The following is a 20509-nucleotide window of genomic DNA, read 5'->3' on the forward strand; positions in this document are numbered from 1 at the left end:
TCCATCTATGAGGGATGCACCCACGATGACCGACTTTACGTGGCGAACTCCGGCGTACGCCAACGCTCGTGCCTACGGTCATCAACGTCATCGCGACGTTCCTCATCATCGTCTCGATCATGCTGGCGGGCCGCATCGGAGGCACAGCCGCAACAGGGGTCATATGACAGGTGCCGCGCAGCAGAAGCTCAGTGGCATTGGCCGCATAACCGAGCTGGGCTACGAGGATCGACTGCCGTCGGGCGCCACGGCTGGCCGCCTCATATAGTCGATCCCGACTCCAGGCCCGGGAGGGCTCGGACCTCAGACCGCTTCGGACCCCACAGGCCTGCGACAGACCACCGACGTCGAACCGACACCGCTGAGGCATGTATGCTGGTAGTACCTGCGAACCCGTCCTCGGGTTCCCTGCGTCGACAGTACGCCTCGTCTCTGCAGCCGTGAATGATTTCCGGCGCATGATTCTGAAGCCGTTTCCTCTCGGCGATCGAGAGCGCCAAACGGCGTTCCCACACCTTGACCGGAAGCGGCTCCCGTCACCATTTGGTGGCATCGATGAGTTCTCCGGCATGTCGAAGGGCTATTCCATTACTCCCCCACATGACTCCAGCACCAATCACGTCTCCTCCTCCACGAGGCAGAGACGACCATCCACGCCGAAGGCCACGAGCCCCGAGCCGAGGAATGCCGTCGCGGACAAGACAGATGCCGCTCCCGTCACCTTCACCGAGCTCGGTGTTCCCTCTGCTTTGACCGATCGCCTTCGTGCGGAGGGCAAGACCGAGGCCTTCCCCATCCAGCAGGACACTCTTCCGGACACACTTTCCGGCCGGGACGTGCTGGGCAGAGGCAAGACCGGCTCCGGCAAAACACTCGCCTTCGCCATTCCTATGGTGACGCGTCTGTCAGAGTCCGAATCTGCCGGCCGGAAGAAGGGCCGCCTACCACGGGGCCTCATCCTGGCACCCACACGTGAACTCGCAACTCAGATCACCAACGTGGTCGAACCGCTGGCCCAGGCCTACGGAATGTCGACCACAACCATCTTCGGCGGAGTGAAGCAGAAGCGCCAGGAGATCGCCCTCAATGCAGGCGTCGACATCGTCGTCGCCTGCCCGGGACGGCTAGAGGACCTGCTCCAGCAGGGCCTGGTCTCCCTGGACAACATCGAAGTCACAGTCCTCGACGAGGCCGACCACATGGCCGACCTGGGTTTCCTGCCCGGTGTCACCCGCATCCTGGCACGGACTCCGGAAAACGGCCAGCGGATGTTCTTCTCCGCCACCTTGGACAACGGCGTGGACAAACTGGTGCGCCGGTTCCTCCACAACGAGGTCCACCACTCCGTGGACGATCCCAATTCCCACGTCTCGGCCATGACGCACCACGTCTTCGAGGCTGCCGATGAGGACAAGAACGATCTCATCCAGCGACTGGCCTCCGGCACCGGGCGCCGCATCCTCTTCACCCGCACCAAGCACCGAGCGAAGAAATTCGCCCGGCAGCTCACCGCTCAGGGCATTCCCGCCGTGGATCTTCACGGCAACCTGTCCCAGGGGGCACGAGATCGCAACCTCGCAGCATTCAGCGAAGGGAACGTGCGCGTGCTCGTCGCCACAGACGTCGCCGCCCGAGGAGTGCACGTCGACTCCGTCGAACTCGTGGTCCACGTGGATCCGCCCACCGAGCACAAGGCCTACCTGCACCGCTCGGGCCGCACAGCACGCGCCGGCAGCTCCGGCGACGTGGTGACGATCATGCTGCCGAGCGAGAGCAAGGACACGAGGGTGCTGCTGCGCAAGGCCGCCATCAAGGTGACTCCGCAGAAGGTCACGGCCGATTCCCCCGCAGTGGCCGAACTTGTCGGCGAGATCGCTGACTACGTGGCCCCGCAGCCCAAAGAAACGACAGAGCCGGCACAGGGACAGAAACGCTCATCTGCCGGGCGACGCAGCGGAGGACGCCGGGGAGGCCGCGGCGGAGAGAACCGACGCGGTGGTGAAAGCAGCCGCAGTGGAGACAACAGCCGCGGCGGAGAGAAGACCCGGTCCGGCCAATCAGGCAGCCGCACCGCCAGGAGCGCTCCGGGCGGTCGCTCGGCCGGGAACGGCCAAGAGGGACGCCCGTCCGCGAACGGCCGAGGCGGCCGTTCAGGTGCGGGCGCTGGCGGCAACCGCCGCAGCGAAGGCACTCGCGTCAGCAGTGGCAGCCGACGCGGATCCGACGGACGGGGCACGAGCGCCGAGACTCGCAATCGCCGCCGCAGCCAAGGCAGTTCGGCCGGTTCGCGTACGGTCTACTCAAGCAACAGCTGATCTGACCGAGCTCGGCAGGCGAGGAACAGACCGCACCGACGGTTTGGCCTCGCCTGCCGGGAACTCATAGAGCCTGGGCGTGCTTCAGCGCCAACGCTGCCAGGCAGCCTGCCGGCTGACATCGGCGATCTCGGCCACTCGTGCCCAGGAATTGTGCTCGGCGAGTATCCGTGCGCTTGTGCCGAGTGCCTCTCCGACCTCGGTGGAGAGTCCGATGAGCGCCGAGAATGCGGCCGGGTCGTGCGAGTGGGCAAGATCGTGGATCGCCTGGCTTGCGGTGGCGCTGAGTTCCGCCACGGTGCCGGCGACGGCTTCGATCGGGTCGGACCCCGTGCCATCTGCGTCGGAGGCCGAGCCTTCGGGCCTGCTCACGCCGATGGGGTCCGGGGTGCCTTCGTCGAGTGCCACGATGATCATCTCCTCTGTAGAGGTGAGGCTGCGGGTCCAGCTTCGGGAGTGCCAGCGGTATTCGACCTCGCCGCGCAGGGGCCGATACACGGCAGTGTACAGGGTTCCGAATGCGTTGTCGTAGTCGCTGCTGAAGACTCCCGGACCGAGCATCGCGTCGGCCATCTCCTCGACGTCGCACCCGTCCTCTACTGCCTCGGTGAGTATATTCTTGCGCTCGACGCTGCGGAAGCGACGTGCGTGCTCGGGATATTCCGGACTGTGCCCTCGATGGTTCGTCGCGACTGGATCCTGGGTGACTTCCGGGGCCATCCCGGGACCGACGTAGGCCGTCACAGCATTCCCCTTGGTGTCGAGCAGGGTGAGGTTGTAGTACATCGAAACCGGTATGCCTTCGAGCCGGCGGAGTGCTTCGGGCACGTCACCTGCGACTTCGAGGAGGAAGCGCACGACCAAGGGAGCGGCGAATCCGTCGCCGTCGCCCGGACGCCCGCCGAAGGCCAGTGAGACGGCCAAACCGTCCTCATTCATCCCGTCGAGCAGTCCCCAGAGACAGTCCGAGGTCCCGATCACCCGGCGCGAGCCGTAGCGGGTTGAACTGTGGACCTGTTCGAACAGTTCGAGCCCATAGTCGTAGTTGCGCAGAAGCGCCGGCTCCGGCGAGCGCAGAGCAACCTGGGAACAACCAGGCAGAAACTTGGGTGGGTTCCACAGGGTGAGCATTCTGGCGGCAGTCTCATCGCCATCAGCGAGTTCGACCAGCCGCCGCCAGGTGGGGACGAGCTCGGGCATGTAGTGGCACAGCTTGCCCTCCGCGGTCGCAAGGTCCGGACGGGCCCAATCACCGTCGCGCAGATACCACGCGCGGTAGCCCGGCCAAACGGTGTCGAACAGTTCCTTCCAACGAGTCGAGGGACGGTCTTCAGTGATTGCGTAGAAATTGAATGAAGTCATGCGTCAAGGCTACGTTGACACTTTTTCATTTGTCAATGAAACCTTGACACAGACTTCAATTCGCCTGGGCGCCGGGGCGCCAGTCCGGCTACGTCGAGTTGCTCTTGAGCCGGTTCGACGCCCGCCGAGAACGAACGAGCCGACCTCAGAACTTCGGCACGTCCGCGATCAGCGTGCGCGTGTACTCGTGCTGCGGGTTCTCCAAAACCTGGGCAGTCGGCCCGTAGTCGACGATCTTGCCCTTGTTGAGCACAGCGAGGTTGTCCGCGATATGGCGTGAGAGCGCAATGTTGTGGGTGACGAACAGCATTGCCAGCTGATGTTCCTTTCGCAGCGCGCGCAGCAACCCGATGATCGAGGCCTGCACACTCACGTCGAGCGCTGAGGTGATCTCATCGCAGACCAGCACCGAAGGCTCGTTCACCAACGCTCTGGCGATCGCGGCCCTCTGCCGCTCACCACCGGAGAGGTCACCGGGCCGACGGTGATAGAAGCTGCGGCCCAAACGCACAGAGTCCAAGGCTTCTTCAACCTTCGCCTTCCGGCTCGCAGCAGTGCCCTCGCCGCTCATCTCCAGGGGAACGGTCAGCGACTGACCGATCGACCGTCGGGGGTTGAGCGAGGAGAACGGGGACTGAAACACGTACTGAATGCCGACTCGCTGCCCGTTCGTCCGCTTCCGCGTCGACTTGGCCAGCTCCGTGCCGCGCAGTGCCACGGCACCGGAATAGTCATCGTTGAGGCCGGCCACGCACCGGGACAGCGTCGTCTTGCCCGAACCCGATTCGCCCAGCAGCAGCGTGCAGTCGCCTGGTTCCAGGGTGAGGTTGATGCCGTCGAGGATCTGCGCCTTCCCGTAGGCCAGTGCCACATCCGTGACCTGCAGCAACGGTGCAGTCGCCGAGGTGGCTGAATCGTTTGCTGAATCGGCCGGACCCTGCGCTGCCGCAGATTCGGCCGACCCCTCAGACCGTGACTCCCCTGCCGATACGAGAATGTGTGTGGCTTTGGGCTCGGGTATTGGCTCCGCCACCGCGCCTTCGCCGATGGTCTTGCGACCGGCGAGGTCCGGGACGGCGGACATGAGCAGCTTCGTGTACTCGTGCTGAGGGTCCTGGAGTACAGCGGCCACCGGGCCCTCTTCGACCAGGTCGCCGCGCAGCATCACGGCCACCCTGTCGGAGATATCCTTGATCACCGCGAGGTCGTGGGTGATGTAGAGACCGGCGACATTGTTCGCGACCGTCATCTGCCGGATGGTGTCGAGGACGACCGCCTGGGTGGACACGTCGAGGCCGGTGGTGGGTTCGTCGAGGATGAGCACATCCGGGTACATCGCAAAGGCCATGGCGATGCCGATGCGCTGCTGCTGACCGCCGGAGAGCTGATGCGGCCAGCGTTTCTGGTAGGCCTTGTCACCGGGCAGGCCGACGTCGACGAGCACCGCTGCCACACGCTCGACGCGTTCGGCATCGGAGCTGCCGAAGCCGTGGATGTCGAGGACCTCGCTGATCTGCTCGCCCACCCGCATCGCCGGGTTGAGCGAGAGCGCAGGGTCCTGGGGAATGTAGGCGATCCGGGATCCCCGCAATGACCGCACAGCCACCTCGTCGAGTTCGACCACCTCGACGGCGGTGTCAGCACCACGCGGCCACAGGCTCACAGATCCTGACGCGAACTTCAGTCCTTCCCGGAAGTGGCCCATGCAGGCCAGGCCTGCCGTGGTCTTACCCGAACCCGACTCCCCCACGAGTCCGAGGATCTCACCTCGGCTCAGGGCGAAGTTCACTCCGTGGAGGATCTCATGGCCAGCGTTCGTGGCGATGCGCAGGTCGCTGACCCGCAGCACGATCGACTCGTTGGGGACACCGTGGGCATCATGGTGGTAGGCGTTGTCGTTCGGCGTGGTCATCATGCCTCCACTGAAGTCGATGCGGTGGCCCTGGCGAAGGAGTCCGCAAGCAGGTTGGTTCCGATGGTGAGCAGTGCAATGGTGATCACCGGCAGCAGCACACCCCAGGGTTGGATGCTCAACGCGATCCGGTTCTCATTGATCATCAGGCCCCAGTCAGCCGCGGGCGGCTGCAGGCCGAGTCCCAGGAACGACAGTGAGGCGATGTAGCCGATCGAGTAGGTCAGACGCAGTCCCGCCTCGACGCTCAGCGGACCGGTGATATTGGGCAGCAGCTCCCGAGCAAGGACCTTCCACCGCGGCATCGCATACATCTCCGCGGCGAGGATGTAGTCCTCGGTGATGACACCCAAGGTCGCCGACCGGGCGACTCGTGCGATGCGCGGGGCGTGGGTGATGCCGATGACGGTCACGAGTACCCACCCCTGCGGTCCCAGCACTGTGATCGCCAGCAGCGCGAACACCAGCTGCGGGATGGCCAGAAGCACATCGTTGAGGCGCATGATGATCGCGTCGAAGGTTCCACCGACATAGGCGGCGAGCATCCCGACGATCGCGCCCACGATCATGCCCAGGGCTGTGGCCAGCACCGAGTACACGACGAGCGTGAGGCCACCGGCCAGGAATCGGGAGAGCACATCGCGGCCCAGGTTGTCGGAGCCGAAGAGCCCGTAGGCGCTGAATGGCTTCGCGACGAACTCGGTCGCGGTGTTGCCGGTTGCCCAGGGCAGCAGCAGGGGTCCGCAGAAGGCCAGCAGCAACACGATGATCGTGATCGTCAGCCCGATCTTGCCCTGTTTCTGCGCGAGCACACGTTTGACGAACGGGGTGTACGTGGTCTGCGACTCCTGTGGGATCTCTCCCCCGTCGACAGCGGTGGACTTGAGGTCGTCGAGTCTGTTCGCGTCCGTGCTCATGCTGCACTCCTCAGCTTCGGGTTGGTGAGAATGCCGACGACATCGGCCGCCAGGTTCACCACGACGTAGACAGCGGCGACGAGCATGGAGATCGCCTGCACGACCTGCACGTCCCGGTAGGTCACCGCATCGATGAGGGCTTGGCCCAGACCGGGATAGCGGAACAGGAACTCGACGACGACCACGCCGCCGGCCAGCCAGGCCAACTGGATCGCCACGACCTGAGCAACTGGACCCAGAGCGTGTGGCACCGCGTGGCGGAAGATCACCCGAGTCTCGGGAACACCTTTGAGTCGGGCCATTTCGACAAAGCCGGAGTCGAGGACTTCGATCATCGTCGCCCGCATCATCCGCACAATGTAGGGGGTGACGACGAGGACGAGGGTGAGAATCGGCAGGATGAGCTGCTCAGGTCGCTTCCACACAGGGTCTCCCGGCGGCGCCAGGGTCACCGCGGGCAGGATCTGGAACACCGAGGTGGCGAAGATGGCGATGAGCGCGATGCCGATGACGAACTCGGGCATCGCCGCCAGGACGAGGGTGAATCCGGTCATCGTCTGGTCGCGCCTGCCGCCGCGGTGCAGTGCAGAGTAGACACCGAGGCCGATGCCCAGCGGCACAGAGATGATTGCCGCCACGCCCATGAGGATGAAGGAGGCCCAGACCCGGTCACCGAGGAGTGCTGCCACAGACGTGCCACTGGCCGTCGAGGTGCCGAAGTCGCCGACGAAGAGCCCTCCCAGCCACGTGAAGTAGCGCTGCCAGGCGGGCTGATTGAGACCCAACTGCTCATTGAGTGCCGCGATGCGCTCCGGGGTGGCCTGCTGGCCGAGGATGGCACGTGCCGCGTCTCCGGGCAGAAGGAGGGTGGCGCCGAAGACGAGGAGTGAAACGGCGAGGAGGATGAAGGCTGAGAAGATCAGCCTGCGTCCGATGACTTTTCCGAACATGTCAGACCTTTCCAATCCATACGCGGTCGAATCGCCATCCGCTCAGCGGCCGGCCCGTGGAGTTCTTGACCAGACCACCCACGTACTTCTGGAAGGCGTCGACCTGGTTGGCGAATCCCCAGACGATGTAGCCGCCCTCGTCGTAGAGCATCTTCTGCAGCTCATGTTCGAGGTCACGTCTCTTGTCCGGCGAGGGGATGGCCCGCGCCTTGTCGAAGACCTTGTTGAATGCCGGGTCGTCCCAATGGGTTTCATTGAACGGCGATTCGGAGATACAGGAGGAGATCACCTGCGGCATGAAGTCACGGGTGTACCAGAAGTCCTGTGCGAAATCCCATTTGAGGTATTCGTCTCCGAAGAACGTCGTGGAGTCGATCCGTCGGATCTTCACTCGAATTCCGGCCTCGGCGGCCTGCTGGGCGAAGACCTGCGCGGATTCGACGGCACCGGACTGGATGGGCGCGGTGACCAACTCGACGTCGATGCCATCGGGGTACCCCGCCTCGGCGAGGAGCTTCTTGGCCTTGTCGATGTCCTGCTTGCGCTGTGGGAAGTCGGGGTAGTTCTCGCTCAGCGGACCGAACATGTCGTTGCCGACGGTGCCGAATCCGGAGAGGACCTGCTCGATCATCTGCTCGCGGTCCACGACGAGTCGGAATGCCTGTCGCACCTTGACGTCGTCGAAGGGCTTCTTGTCCACGCGCATTGTGAAGGGCAGCCACATGCCGGTTTCAGAGTTGAGAATCGCCATGCGCTCATCGGCGGCGATGACCTCGACCAACGCGAGGGGAATGCCGGCGATCGCGTCGACCTGCGTCGACAGCAGAGCGTTGATGAGGGCATCTGAGTCGTTGAAGTTCAGCAGCTGAACCTCGTCGAGGTAGGACTTGTCGAAGTAGTATTCGTTGGGCTCCAACACCGTTGACTGGGCTGGGGTGAAGGACTTGAGTTTGAACGGGCCCGAACATACCGGATCCTCGGGGTCGTAGTCGGCTGGGACGATTCCGGCGGTGTATTCGGCCACGGCATCGTTGAACAGGCCATTGGGTTCGGACAGCCGGAACTCCATGGACCTCTTGCCCGTGGGTACGACCTTGTCAAGCATGGTGAAGTTCGCGGCAGCGGTCTTCGGGTCGTCGGGGTCGGTGATCCTCTCGAAGGAGAACTTCACGTCCTCCGGTGTGATGTCTCTGCCGTCGGAGAACTTCACGCCCTCCTTCAGGGTGCAGGTCCACACGGTCGCGTCGGCATTGGACTCAAACGACTCGGCGAGCAGCGGCACGACCTTTGAGTCATCGTCCCAGCCGTAGAGTGCGTTGTAGAGATTCACTGACCGGCAGACGTCGCCGTTGTTGACGGGAATATGGGCGTCGACGGTATCGGCCGCGTTGCCGCCCGTGATCCCCACACGCAGGCTGCCGCCTTTGACAGGGTCACCCGCGTCTATGGCAGTCACAGCGCCTCCCCCGCAGGCGCTCAGGCCCGCGAGCGCGGAGATCGAGAGCCCAGCCCCCAGCGCTTGTCTTCGATTCGGTGTGTTCATGTGCCTTCTTCCTGCGGGTGCGTACTGGTGAGGATATGGGCGTCGAGGTACTCCTCGAGCATGCTCAGAGCCTCCTCGTCGGTGACGGTCATCTGCTGAGTGCTGCGGGCGACACCGAGACCGTCAATGAAGATGCTCAGGGCCTTGACCATGAGCACGGTATTGCCGGTGCGGATGGTTCCCGCGCGCTGACCGGCGAGGATGACACCGGTGATCATGTCAAGCCATTCGGTGTAGACGGCGGTGAGGTTGAGCCGAGTGTGCTCATCAGCGGCGGCGTGGGCCCAGCTTTGGATCCAGATCGACCACACTCGCCGGACCTTGACGTCGACGCCGGCGTGGATCCGAGCGAAGTGCCGCAATGTGGCGACGGGATCAGCGGGCTCGGTGAGGTCTCGGGCGCTGGCGATGATGTCGAGTGAGTACCGCAGGGCTGCCTGCAGCAGCTGGGTCTTCGTCCGAAAATGATAGTTGATCGCCGAGGCGCTGAGCCCGCATGCGTTCGCCACGTCTTCGGTGCGCACGTTGTCGATGCCCAGATCAGCGTAGAGCTCCCATGCCGCGGCGATGATCTTCTGACGGTTGCGTGTGCCCTTCGACATCCATGCGCCGGCGCCAGCCCGCGCCGGATCTGGCAACGAACTTGAGTAATCCAACGTCGCGGCACCGCCGCCAGCCTTCACCCGCTCAAGCGATCCCGACTGACTCACAGCTGGCACTCCCCCAGGCTCAAGGTGGAAGTGTTCAACAGCCCGTCGCCGAGGTGGTCGGGACGGCCGTCCTGTTGTGAGCCAGTCCGTGCTGACGTTGGTCAGGGAGGCGATCCCTGAGATCTCCTCAACCCGGAAGTTCCGTATTCCAGCCAGAGATTTGGAGAGTTTGCTCGGTTCGATACCGATGCTTCGAGCAACTTCACTGTGATTGATCCCGGCGGTTTTGATCGCGTCACGAACACGACTCACCAGAGAATCCTGGCTGCTGCCTGCACCTTCGCTCGTCTTGACCACTTCTACATTCTGCACACGTCTTGCGATTTTGGCAATAGTTACTAGGTGGTTTGTTAGTTTTTTGTGACCTGGGATCCACTTCGTTCGTCGTCTTCGCAGGCATCTTCGTTCAGGTTCGTCGGTGCGTTGCCTGAGCCTGGCACACCTCACAGGCTAGAATTCCTCTCAATAGTCCGGCATTCGCAAGGATGCTCTGACCGGTCTATTCGCACATTGAAGAGGAGCTCATCTTGTGGTTCTCACCAAAGACGGTGCGATCTGCACTGACGAAGCGCTTGACTCCAGCGCGAAAACTCTGGATCTCCCAGTTGCGCCACGGTGAGCACGCTTGGCAACAAGTCTTCAGCAATCCACCGAAGCATCCAGCCTCCCAGATCAGCGAGGTCTACGATGCGCGTTCGGCACAGGCGTCGAGCCTGGCAGACGTCCGCCGAGCACTTGGGCTGGCCGATGTCGACTTCGTTGAGCTACCCAGTCCCACCCCTTTCCACCCGACACTCGTCGTCGCTGCCTGTCACGCCTCGGCAGCGCGGACGGCAATTTCGCAGCGACTCTCAAGCGCCCGGAAGGACGAGTCGTGGAGCATTCGTCTATTGGATAGCAGAGGACGAACGATCAGTACCCCACCAGCAGAGAAGAACCTGGACCGTCTCGCTGCGATCCGCTGCCTCCGCCACTGTATTGCTCCCAACGGCAGGGAGCTGAGCACCTCGAAGGAAACTGTCACGGTCGAGATCTGGGAGACTCTGGGAACAGGCGTCACTCGCGCCGACGGTGCCGTGCACCTGCCGGGAACCCTAAGGCGGAAACGGCCGCAACATGACTTGGTGGTCGAATACATTACCCCGAGCGTATGGCAGCACGCGCTGACGAACGGCTCGATCCTTCGGCTGCCTGCTCCGCATCTCAAGGTGCTGCAAGAACCCGTCGACATCGTCTACACCTGGGTCGACGGCGATGATCCTATGTGGAAACGCCGTATGCAGAATGCGCGCGATGACGTCGATCTCAATTTCACGGAACCGAGTGCACTGGCAGATGCGCGGTTCACCTCAAGAGACGAGCTGCGGTATTCACTGAGATCTCTGGAGTACTACGCATCCTGGGCACGGCGCATTTTCATCGTCACTGACAATCAGGTACCGGCGTGGCTGAACACCGAACACCCACAGATCACCGTCGTCGACCATCGTGACATCTTCACCGACCCCGGAATGCTTCCCGTCTTCAACTCACACGCGATCGAGTCCCAACTTCACCACATCCCGGGCTTGAGCGACCGGTACCTGTATCTCAACGACGACTGCTTCTTCCTCCGTCCCACCGAGCCCGAACTCTTCTACACCGGCAACGGGTTGGCCAAGCATTTTCCCTCCATTGTTCCAATCGATGTGGACGGCTGGTCACCACGAGATCTGCCGATCATTTCTGCTGCGAAACAAGGACGCGACTACCTTCTGGAAAAATACGGTCAGACCGTGACACACCGGTTTCAACACACTCCGCATGCTCAGCTCCGACCGCTTCTGGAGAAGATGGAACGCGATGAGCCCGACATGTTCGCTCAAGTCGCCGCCTCCCGGTTCCGGGCACCCGATGACTTCTCCATCCCCGCGTCCCTGCACCATTTCGCTGCCTATGCACAGGGCAAATCGGTCGAGGGGGACGTCGGATATCAGTTCGTGGATCTGTCGCGTGAGGATTTGGCGCTTCAGATGATTGACAGATGCTTCGAATCAATCGTCCTGGCTGACGCGGTAAGAGGATCCATCCAGTGCCATGATTTCGGGGTACCCGAGCATTCTTCGAGTTCATCTTCGTGTTTGGCAACGCAGTCAGGCACCTGGACATCGTCCCCTCCTGGATAGGGAGTGTCTCTGATGACAACAACGTCCAGCTTCGCGTCAACCCAGCTGTTGAGTATGTCCGTATGTCCCTCTGGGGCCTTCTTCTCAGTCTCCTCCCACGACATTCCATCCAGCGGCGTCGACTGACGTTCTGATGTGATCACTGCGTCGAATCCGCCCGATGTTGTGCGATCGACGACCCAGTCAGAATAGTCTTGGCACCCTTTGACTCCCTCTGGTGTGCTCAGGTCCTGCGGAAGAGTGGAGATGCTGCAGTTCGAGGCCAGGAAGGTGGTGATCGTCCAGTCATTTTTCTCAGCCAGTCGCTCAAGGGCCGGCAGCCAGTGGCCTGCATGGGAATTGCCGACTAGCGCGACTTGCTTCTCCCCATCGCCATACGTGCATTCGGGTCGATCCGTGTAGGGTTCGCTCGACCAGCATCCATCTGCGTACGCCTTTGATTTGTCGTTCTTAGCCGCCGCCGGCTCCATCAGCAGAGAATCCGTACTAGCGCATTTCGGGTTGTTCTTCGCGCTGGGCAGCAATGCTGCTGCCCCCAGGCAGGAGTCGGGGTCAGATAGTGCGATTTCGAGATTGTCCTTATTCTGCTCGACGATCCGGTCCGAGACCCACATCTGGCTCAGACCAAGCGCGCTGACAAGAGCCATGACCACGATCGCAAACCCGAAGGCCCGTTTCGGGCTGCGCAGGAGCGAGGTTTTTCGGAAACGGTTCTCAACCCAGGTCGTGGATGCCCACGCGACAAAGAGCGAAATGAGGATGATCACTGCTTTGTCCAAACGGCCAAGGTTTTCCGTGGTTCCCAACTTCTCTGACAGGTAGGGAACGAGGACGATGAGTGGCCAGTGCCAGAGATAGACCGAGTAGGAAATATCGCCCAGGAACTGTGCCGGCCGCAGCGACAGCAGCGGGAGCACGGAGAAACGTCCACGGGAGTCTGCCAGGATAACAAGCGCTGTTGAGAGTACTGGAACGAGGGCGATGTATCCAGGAAAAGGCATGTCTGCACGGATAAGGAATGTGCCTGCGACTATTCCTGCCAATCCGAGCCACCCGAGCAGAGAGCTGAAAGGGAGCCGTTTCGGCCGAATATAGCCGACGAATACCGCGACGAGCCCGCCGGTGGCCATCTCCCACATTCGAGTGGGAGTGATGAAGTAGGCCATGGCCGGCTGTACGACTGTGAACCAAACCGAGAAGGTGAGCGAAGCAACGAAGATGCCGACAATGGTGAAGCCCACGACCTGTTTGGGGCGTTTCACCGTCGTACCGATCAGGAACGCAAGGCCGATGATCACAGGCCAGACGAAGTAGAACTGTTCTTCGATCGACAGCGACCAGAAGTGCTGTATTGGAGACGGAGCATTGTCCGCCGCGAGATAGTCAATGCTTGAACTCGCGAAGTCCCAGTTGACCACGTACAGCGCGGCGGCGAGGATCTGTCGTCCGGTATCGACCCAGATCGACTGTGGAGCCACTAAGTAGGTAGACACTCCGGCAACGAAGAGCACGAGCAGAGAAGCCGGAAGCAGCCGCCGGATCCGTCGAGCCCAGAAGTCTGTGACATCTCGCCAATTCTTCGGCGGAGATTTGATCAGGTGGCTGGTGATGAGGAAACCGGAGATGACGAAGAAGACGTCGACGCCGATGAATCCGCCGACGAAGCGATTCGGCCACAGATGGTAAAGCAGGACGACACCGACGGCCAAAGCCCGCAGCCCTTGAATATCGGCGCGGAATCCTGACCTGCTCGGCTTAGTGTGCGAGCTCGGCGGTCTTGCCGCGTCTGTAGATGTCAACTGCATGTATCGCTTCCAAAACAATTCTCAGTCGGTTGGATCGGGCCCGGCTGCGCTCGCTGTCACTCCCTGTGCCCGCAGAGCGTTATACGGCGCTGCGTACCGATTCTGATCGAGCGAGATGAAAATTTCTGCAGAACCCCGTGCGGGGCAACTCAATGCGCGTGCGTGATCGGCTCAGATGATGGGAGGGCGTCCGTGCCGAGACATTCTCAACACGCCCCGTTTCGAGAGTTTCCGGCGGTCCTCGTCTTCTGCCCACGGGTCGAGCTTCCAACCCGCACGCCACCCTTCCATCCAGGCCCGGAGCTGGTGGGGCTTGTTCGCCCATTTCAGACACTGCATCAGCGTCCACGAACCGACGTAGGCCCAGCTGAAGGGCCATGGCAGGTTACGGCGAGCCAGCCAGACGCGGTTCCTGGCATTCATGTAGAAGTACTCATCATGGCGTCTGGGATCGATCACAGGGTGAGCGACAGCCAGGTCACCCATGTACCAGACCGTGTACCCCGAGTCCCACACTCTCCAGGCGAGCTCGATGCCCTCGTGTGCGTACCAGAATGGTCCGGGCCACCCGCCGCACTCGTCGAATGCCTTCCGCTGCAGGCAGACGGCACCTTCCCACACTGAGAAGACGTTGGAGGAGTGCTCGGCTTCGCCCTTCTTCAAACGCGGGATCCATCGTTTCGGAGCATCCGGCCCGCCGGGCTCTTCGACACGGGGTTGAATCAGGCCAATTTTCGGCTTCGTGCGCATCAGTTGAGCCATGCGCATCAGGGTGGTATCGTCCGGCAACCATGCATCGTCGTCGAGGAAGAACAGGAATTCGCCTTTGACGTGTGGAACTCCGGCGTTTCGCCCTGCGGGGATCCCCAAATTCTCCGGTAGTCCCAAGGTTTTGACCTCAGCCGGAATCCCCTCGGGGTCCCAGCCATTGCCCACGCAGACAACGTCAAGCTCAACGCCCTTCTGCGCCAGCAGTGTTTCGAATCCGCGGTTGAGGTCGTCCAGTCGCTTCCCCTGAGAGAGGACGACAACACCGAACGAGTATTTGCGACTCTCTTCGAAACGCTGGGACAGAATGCGGGAAGTATCGGTCATGACAATCGCCTCGAGGCCATAATCGACATGAAGTGTCCGATGACCGACAGGAGGCACAAAGGCGCCAGAATCACGACAAGCCAACGTTCACCGAACAGAGGAGCTGCACCAGCCGACGTCGCAATGGCGGTCACGATGCTCGCGGCCAAGGCGAGGAGCGACATCTCCACGGAATGGTAGATGCGATGGAACGGTACGAAACGAGCTGCTCTTTTGAGCTTCGCAACAAAACCAGGGTTCAGAGCGGTTGCCGCTTGTGAGTCGGCGAGTTTGTCCAGTCCGTTGAACGCTCTCGAGACATGCACCATGTCGTTGAGCGCCTTGTTCAGGAGAACGAAACCAGCCAGAACCGTTCCGGCCAGCAGATAGGGGTAAGTTCCGGCGGGGTCGTCACTGAGGTTCTTCCACTCCCCCACAGCCCGAACGCCCAGAGCCACGGCGACCAGGCCTTCGGTGGTGTAATGCCCGACCTTGTCGAGGAAGACGCCCTTGGCTCCGCTGGTCCCACGCCACCTGGCCACTTCGCCGTCGCAGCAGTCGATATACATCTGGACCTGGGAGAAGATTACTGCCAGGATTGCTCCCCAGATCCCAGGGATCAGCAGGCTGGCGGCGATGCACCAGCCGGCCAGGATCATCAGACCAGTGACCCCGTTTGCGCTGATCCTCGTTCGCACAAGGAGCATGGTGAAGTAGATCGAAAAGTGTCTGAGATAGAGCTGAGCGCTCCAGTGCTCGGCGTTCTTCCGACTGCGGACCTCGATTGGCTGAGCCTTAGCTCGAAGCTCAGACAAGGTAGGGTGGCTCTGCGGTTCCCGTGTAGACACACCCGCTCCTCTCTGCTTCAAGGCAAGTGTTTGGTGTTGTGGCGCATTCTACTTTCACCACATCGGGTGCCCCTGAGAACGCGCAGAGATAAAACGAGGATCGATGATAATCGGGTAGTCAGGGCTTGCCGAGTTCCGTCTTGATCCGCGTCGTCGAGATCTCGGGAGTACGAGGCAGATACACGACCTCGCATTTGTCTTTGAGGAAGTCGAACTCGCCTTCCCAGTCATCGCCCATCACGAAGGTGTCGATATGGTACTTCTCGACGTCCGTGACCTTCTGTTCCCAGTTGTCTTCCGGGATGACAAGATCAACGTAGCGAATCGCCTCGAGCATGTGCTTGCGCTCGGCATAGGAGAAGTATGACTTCTTGTCCTTACCAGCGTTGAACTCGTCGCTGGAAAGCGCCACGACCAAGTAGTCACCCTGTTCCTTGCACCGTTGCAGCAAACGGATGTGACCGTAGTGGAGCAGGTCGAAGGTGCCGTAGGTAATGACTCGGCGCATCAGTCCTCATTTCACATGTTCAGGGGAGCTTGGTCCAGGCGTGTCTGGACACAAGCATCCATAGAATTTCATCGCCACTTTACCATTTTGTTACTTTGGATCACACAAATGTTAGTCGGCTCACGAATCAGCTTTCTGCCGGCGTTCCTCACTACGTCGCTCGATGACGAACTTGCCAGCATCGATGAACCGCTCGATCTGTGCACCCGGCGAAGTTTCGCCCAGATAATGCTGACTCAATCCCGTGTAGGCGGCTTCGTCCGATTCCGCTTGTGCAATGAGGTCGACGATATCAAGGTTGCCATCTGTCCGAAGGACCGGGCAGCGGTCGAATAATCCTCCAGGGAGCACCTCGGCGCCAGAACTAGGTGGTTCGATCATGACGAAAGGCTTCTTTGACGAGAGCCAGTCGTATGCCACCGATGACATCTCTGCTACTGCAACTTCAGCAACGTCAAACTGCCACGAAACGTCGGGAGTCTCGTCCATGAAGGCGCGTGGATCAGAGTCGATGATGTCCTTGACGTCTTCCAACGCCTTGGCGAAATCTCTTCTCATCACCCCAATACGGGGATGAGGTCGAAAGATAACTCGATATCCTGCATCGAGCAGGCCAGTGACAATGGACTCACCGTTGTATGCAATTGCTCCATAGGCCATCGACTGCGAGTCGCCTTCCCATGTTGGCGCATAGAACACCACTCTCCCATCCGACTCGGCTGATACGAAGTCACGCCAGATGTCAGGAATCGAGCGTGGCCGATCCAACTGCGGCCGACCGACATCAACCATATGTTCGTCGCTCATCCCATATAGTGTCCGATTGATGCGGCCCCGTGCAGCTTCGCCCGCGGTGAATACGTAGTCATAGGCTTTGAGCTGGTTGGAGATCATCGAGATCTTTTCGCTCTCCCCGTGGCTGAGATGCACATGGGCCGGGTGCGGATACCGCAATGCTTGAAAGTTCGGGGTCGCCTGATTGACATAGAAGACTGCTCTCATGTGCGTCGATGTCATGAACGCATCCAGGCCCCTTGTCAGGCGGGAGAACCTCACCGGGAGCTTGGTGACCGTCCTCAAATGTTCCGCAACTATCGGACTGCGAACAATGATCCCAAATGGGTGCTCGCCATAACCTTGCCTTTTCAGCTCTGCGTCCAGCTGCTCGAACGGCCAGACCCACTGCTCAAGCTGATAGACCGAGTCCATTCCAACACCGAAGTACGCAGCGGCCACGAACGCGTCGGTGGCTTGGGGATAGTAGTCAGCTGAGAGCCGCGACTCGTGAATGCGGTCACGGAACTTTCTCACTCCAAGATTGGCGGCTGACTGGGCGAAATTGGCGCCTTTGACCGCTTGGTGCGACAGGTCTTCCGGAAGATTGGTCATAGGACTATTCTGCATGTGCAGATTCGAGGAACCTGAGCCCCCTCTTCTCTGACAAACAACATGACCTGGCATTCTGATCTGTCGAACCGAGCAATGGGTTGTGCTCACGGCGTCTTCCTCGGCTACCTTTGAGCATAGGCCCCAGTTCACCATTAGCAGTGGATCAGGACCGAGAGATTCAGCCGAATATTACCTGTGTGAATTCGTCGACGACTTCTTTGTTGTAGGCGTCACCATCGAATGGTGAGGCATGAATCTTCCCATCGAGATATGCCTGCATCCCCTCTGCTAGTGCAGCCACATCTGTATCGACGATGAGTCCCCCGCTGCCTTCCATCGCGCTGTGCACCGATCCGAACCTAGTCGTCACGATGGGCAGCCCGAGGACTCTTGCCTCTAGGATTACGATCGGCTGCCCTTCGTAATCGCTGGACATGACAAAGCAATCGCACGCTGACATTACCGAGTAAGGATTCCGCAGTCGACCGGTGAACTCCACTGATCCAGCTATGCCCAGGGAGACTGTCAGCTGTTTCAGCTCCTGTTCCAATGGGCCTTCGCCGATGACAACGAGCTTGGCTCCTGGAGTCTCCTGGGCGACCAGAGCAAATGCGCGAATCAGCCGAGCATGGTTCTTTTCAGGCGACAGCCTGCCCACTGTGACAAATGTTGCTCCAGCTCCACTACCGACAAAACTTGACAGGCTCTGCTGGCGATTAGCCTCGGAGATAAGATCTTCGAAAGAGTAGAATTTTCCGAGAGCCTTGACTGCATCTCCCAGATTTCTCAACGAATAGTCTCCGGCAGCAGGGTTCTCGACCAGAGTTCCACCACTGCCAGACCGGATCCGTTCAACGTTGATCGTGTTGCGGGCACTGGTGAATTTATCACTGGGCGCATACATGCTGAGGTTGTTCCGGTTGATCTCGTTGAGGTCCGGCGAAACTGATACCAGGGCATCGAAATCACAGTACAGTTTGAAAACTCCAGTCAGGTTCTGGAAATGAGGACGAACCCCGTTCACTTCTCTTTCGGCATCAGCTTCGAGGTCGTTGTGCAGCCAGATTGCTTTCTTTGCTGCCGTTGCATGCGCCACGATTCGAGTCCAGTACGAGGAATAGCCGCTGAAATCTACTGCTGCATCGAACTCAGCATGACCGAAGATCCGTCGCCATTCCCAGTCCCACACTGCTGAGTCTTTGTCGCTGTCTGGCATGTCGCCTATCGAGGCTTTGTCCAGCTCTTGCATACTGCCCAACAGAGGCAGCTGGAGAATGCTCGGATCTCGAATCACCTGTCTGACGTGATTCGGAATCATTGCAGCATTTTCTTTTCGGTCCCTTTGATTGGAGCGATAGAAGAACGCTGTGATGTCGTATTCGCTGCTGTCGATGCTATTGAGAAGATTCAACGCGGATGATGTGATCCCATTCGTGATCATCCCACCAAGATAAATTACGATCTTCTTTCGGCCGTCGCTGAAACCTCGTTTGACGTTGTAGCCGGACTCGTGACCACCGAAGACGATATCGAGAACTCGTTTTCCCGCTTCCCCGTCGTCGTGGGGGGTCAGTTCTGCTGACAGTTTCGCATATCGTTCGCACTCGTCTGTGAACGCGGTTTCGAAACTGCTCCGGTCGCGCAATTTCGCGATATTGTCATTGAGTTCTTCCACTGACCGAGAGACAGGACCCGGAAGCTCTGAGGTCTCGAGATATACTCCACGGTCGCTCGCATAGCTATCTGAATCCGGAATGTGGAACGCGATTGGTCGTCCTGTAGCCAGATAGTCAACAAAGATGCTCGAGTAGTCTGTGATCAACAGGTCGGTGATGGCGAGTGCTTCATTGGCTGGCACGTCGTTGTGGATCAGGAAATCGGCGAATTCAGGGTCCTCGACCAGCTGATCGAAGATAACTTGGTGCGCTTTGAGGAGTATGACCCAGCCGTCGAGTTCAGGGTTCGCACGCAGCGCTGCCAGAGTGGCCTTCAAGCGGCTGGCGTCAGCGGTCGGTTTGTAGAAAGATTCCCCTCGCCATGTGGGGGCGTAGAGCAGAACCTTCTTCTCTTCCGTCTCGACTCCTCGGTCCCTCAAGGACTGTCTAGCGACAGCCCCTGCGTCTGCCCTGAACATGCAGTCAGATCGAGGATACCCCTCTTCGATGATTGCACCTTTATATACGTTCTTCAGCTTGTATGCGTTCAGGTACATCTGATTGGTCATGAAGGCATTCTGGGACAGAAGATAGTCCGCTGACATGAAGTTCCGAAGGACGTTCCTAGCACCGTCTGCACCGCCTTCGATGTCGTAGCCCATCTTCTTCAGCGGAGTGCCGTGCCACATATTGAGGTAGGTCTGGTCAGGACGTTTGACGAACTCGGCTGGGAAAGTTGCGTTATTGACCAGGTACTGGCTGCTCTCGAGCTTCTCGAAGTAGGACGTTGACTTGTATTTGACGAAGTTTACCCGCGGATGTCTCGCGAACTTTGTGCGGAACTGTGACGACCACGCCTTGTCGGATAGCACCCACGTATGGTGGAAATTGCCGAAACGCGGATCCTCAAGCATCTGTTGAAAAAGCCCCTCTGGATTGCACAGAGCCCCGTTGCCTGAAAATGATTCCCAGACAACGGTGTCTCGCTTCAGTGGTCCGGTTAGGGCCTTGGAGAACGCCCTGGACCGCACCGCGCTCGAAACTGATTGCTTATTCTGACGTAGCTGATGTGACCATTGGACTCGCTCTTTGCGCAAATAGGCAGACATTGCAGACGGAAAAAGGTTCAGAAGAACGCGCTTGGTCCGGGGTCCTATTTGCACTTTGCTCCACTCGATAGATGTGACTGCGGTCATGGCCTTGGGCTCGAATACCGAAGTTTCGGTATTCGGAAGACGCCAAGTATTGTATCTGTAGAGCATTTGTACATTCGCCAGACACTCCATGGACACTCCGGATTGTCCGACTTTATGCGTTTGCTCCTTCACCTGGGCACGGCTCTTCATGTCCATGTCC

13 protein-coding genes and 1 pseudogene are annotated in these 20509 nt (G+C 60.0%); 2 read left to right on the forward strand and 12 right to left on the reverse strand.

Features of this window, described 5'->3' with window-relative positions; translation table 11 throughout:
- The first annotated feature begins 458 nt into the window (after nt 1-458).
- Nucleotides 459-2315: a DEAD/DEAH box helicase gene (locus tag CXR25_RS14755; protein WP_233430511.1), complete on the forward strand. Its 1857-nt coding sequence runs from the start codon at nt 459-461 to the stop codon at nt 2313-2315.
- 84 nt (nt 2316-2399) lie between these two features.
- On the opposite strand, the gene CXR25_RS14760 is transcribed toward CXR25_RS14755, so the two are convergent.
- The 6 genes from CXR25_RS14760 to CXR25_RS14785 form a co-directional block, all read right to left on the reverse strand.
- On the reverse strand, nt 2400-3677 hold the full coding sequence (locus CXR25_RS14760; protein ID WP_125240739.1) for a C45 family autoproteolytic acyltransferase/hydrolase: 1278 nt from the start codon (nt 3675-3677) through the stop codon (nt 2400-2402).
- A gap of 145 nt (nt 3678-3822) precedes the next feature.
- The gene (locus CXR25_RS14765; protein ID WP_241212341.1) at nt 3823-5592 is read right to left on the reverse strand and encodes an ABC transporter ATP-binding protein; all 1770 of its coding nucleotides are present in this window, start codon (nt 5590-5592) and stop codon (nt 3823-3825) included.
- Nucleotides 5589-6506, reverse strand: coding sequence for an ABC transporter permease (locus CXR25_RS14770; RefSeq protein WP_206430636.1), 918 nt, complete (start codon nt 6504-6506; stop codon nt 5589-5591). The genes CXR25_RS14765 and CXR25_RS14770 overlap by 4 nt, the downstream gene beginning before the upstream one ends.
- On the reverse strand, nt 6503-7456 hold the full coding sequence (locus CXR25_RS14775) for an ABC transporter permease (RefSeq protein WP_125240740.1): 954 nt from the start codon (nt 7454-7456) through the stop codon (nt 6503-6505). The genes CXR25_RS14770 and CXR25_RS14775 overlap by 4 nt, the downstream gene beginning before the upstream one ends.
- A gap of 1 nt (nt 7457) precedes the next feature.
- Nucleotides 7458-8999, reverse strand: coding sequence for an ABC transporter substrate-binding protein (locus CXR25_RS14780; protein WP_125240741.1), 1542 nt, complete (start codon nt 8997-8999; stop codon nt 7458-7460).
- Entirely contained in the window at nt 8996-9709 is a 714-nt protein-coding gene (locus CXR25_RS14785; protein WP_241212342.1) for a TetR/AcrR family transcriptional regulator, read from the reverse strand. Before CXR25_RS14785 ends, CXR25_RS14780 begins: the two co-directional genes overlap by 4 nt.
- A 1208-nt stretch (nt 9710-10917) precedes the next feature.
- Between CXR25_RS14785 and CXR25_RS19045 the strand changes: the two are divergent.
- Nucleotides 10918-11634 (forward strand): annotated as a pseudogene (locus tag CXR25_RS19045) (Stealth CR1 domain-containing protein); the annotation flags it as partial.
- 83 nt (nt 11635-11717) lie between these two features.
- Here CXR25_RS19045 and CXR25_RS19050 read toward each other — a convergent pair.
- From CXR25_RS19050 to CXR25_RS14820, 6 genes are all read right to left on the reverse strand, one after another.
- The gene (locus CXR25_RS19050) at nt 11718-13679 is read right to left on the reverse strand and encodes an acyltransferase family protein (protein WP_125240743.1); all 1962 of its coding nucleotides are present in this window, start codon (nt 13677-13679) and stop codon (nt 11718-11720) included.
- Nucleotides 13680-13850: 171 nt separating this feature from the next.
- On the reverse strand, nt 13851-14774 hold the full coding sequence (locus CXR25_RS14800) for a glycosyltransferase family 2 protein (protein WP_125240744.1): 924 nt from the start codon (nt 14772-14774) through the stop codon (nt 13851-13853).
- Nucleotides 14771-15601: a CDP-alcohol phosphatidyltransferase family protein gene (locus tag CXR25_RS14805; RefSeq protein WP_164513985.1), complete on the reverse strand. Its 831-nt coding sequence runs from the start codon at nt 15599-15601 to the stop codon at nt 14771-14773. Before CXR25_RS14805 ends, CXR25_RS14800 begins: the two co-directional genes overlap by 4 nt.
- A 118-nt stretch (nt 15602-15719) precedes the next feature.
- On the reverse strand, nt 15720-16109 hold the full coding sequence (gene tagD, locus CXR25_RS14810; RefSeq protein WP_125240745.1) for a glycerol-3-phosphate cytidylyltransferase: 390 nt from the start codon (nt 16107-16109) through the stop codon (nt 15720-15722).
- A 120-nt stretch (nt 16110-16229) separates the two neighbouring features.
- Nucleotides 16230-17498 (reverse strand): CDP-glycerol glycerophosphotransferase family protein, encoded by a 1269-nt coding sequence (locus tag CXR25_RS14815; protein WP_125240746.1) that lies wholly within the window; start codon nt 17496-17498, stop codon nt 16230-16232.
- Between the two features lie 178 nt (nt 17499-17676).
- A complete protein-coding gene (locus tag CXR25_RS14820) occupies nt 17677-20505 on the reverse strand; it encodes a glycosyltransferase (RefSeq protein ID WP_125240747.1) in 2829 nt (942 codons plus the stop codon).
- Nucleotides 20506-20509: the final 4 nt, after the last annotated feature.

Source organism: Brevibacterium aurantiacum (assembly GCF_003932995.1).
In the GTDB taxonomy this organism is placed as follows: domain Bacteria; phylum Actinomycetota; class Actinomycetes; order Actinomycetales; family Brevibacteriaceae; genus Brevibacterium; species Brevibacterium aurantiacum.

Excerpts from the sequence above, each read along its gene's own strand:
- CXR25_RS19050 (WP_125240743.1), bottom strand. The coding sequence starts at position 13,679 with ATGCAGTTGACATCTACAGACGCGGCAAGACCGCCGAGCTCGCACACT.
- CXR25_RS14800 (WP_125240744.1), bottom strand. The coding sequence starts at position 14,774 with ATGACCGATACTTCCCGCATTCTGTCCCAGCGTTTCGAAGAGAGTCGC.
- CXR25_RS14760 (WP_125240739.1), bottom strand. The coding sequence starts at position 3,677 with ATGACTTCATTCAATTTCTACGCAATCACTGAAGACCGTCCCTCGACT.
- tagD (WP_125240745.1), bottom strand. The coding sequence starts at position 16,109 with ATGCGCCGAGTCATTACCTACGGCACCTTCGACCTGCTCCACTACGGT.
- CXR25_RS14820 (WP_125240747.1), bottom strand. The coding sequence starts at position 20,505 with ATGGACATGAAGAGCCGTGCCCAGGTGAAGGAGCAAACGCATAAAGTC.
- CXR25_RS14770 (WP_206430636.1), bottom strand. The coding sequence starts at position 6,506 with ATGAGCACGGACGCGAACAGACTCGACGACCTCAAGTCCACCGCTGTC.
- CXR25_RS14765 (WP_241212341.1), bottom strand. The coding sequence starts at position 5,592 with ATGATGACCACGCCGAACGACAACGCCTACCACCATGATGCCCACGGT.
- CXR25_RS14780 (WP_125240741.1), bottom strand. The coding sequence starts at position 8,999 with ATGAACACACCGAATCGAAGACAAGCGCTGGGGGCTGGGCTCTCGATC.
- CXR25_RS14775 (WP_125240740.1), bottom strand. The coding sequence starts at position 7,456 with ATGTTCGGAAAAGTCATCGGACGCAGGCTGATCTTCTCAGCCTTCATC.
- CXR25_RS14815 (WP_125240746.1), bottom strand. The coding sequence starts at position 17,498 with ATGACCAATCTTCCGGAAGACCTGTCGCACCAAGCGGTCAAAGGCGCC.
- CXR25_RS14755 (WP_233430511.1), top strand. The coding sequence starts at position 459 with ATGATTCTGAAGCCGTTTCCTCTCGGCGATCGAGAGCGCCAAACGGCG.